Below are 388 nucleotides of genomic sequence, written 5' to 3' on the forward strand. Positions count from 1 at the left end.
AAGGATTTGAACCTTCGACAAATTGGTTAAAAGCCAACTGCTCTACCAACTGAGCTAACGGCCGACATATAAACTGTGGTGTTGAGAATCATCATCAACTAATGCAAAAATCACTAACATGCTAACTTTGCATTGTACTTGTTAAGAAAGAAAGTGGTCAGCCGTGAAGAATTTGAACCTTCGAGCTAATCGGCTTAACGGTTAAAAGCCTCGGCTTTTTGTTGTTTACTATCTGACTTATAAATTTGGAAATTAATTATTTAAGAAGTGGTCGGCCGTGAAGGATTTGAACCTTCGACAAATTGGTTAAAAGCCAACTGCTCTACCAACTGAGCTAACGGCCGACATATAAACTGTGGTGTTGAGAATCATCATCAACTAATGCAAA

At 38.4% G+C, this 388-nt stretch carries 1 tRNA gene; it reads right to left on the reverse strand.

From position 1 onward, the window contains the following. Nucleotides 1-268: 268 nt before the first annotated feature. A tRNA-Lys gene (locus tag H4J76_RS19565) sits at nt 269-344 on the reverse strand. Nucleotides 345-388: the final 44 nt, after the last annotated feature.

It is taken from the genome of Colwellia sp. BRX9-1, assembly GCF_014077195.1.
Taxonomy (GTDB): Bacteria; Pseudomonadota; Gammaproteobacteria; order Enterobacterales; family Alteromonadaceae; genus Colwellia_A.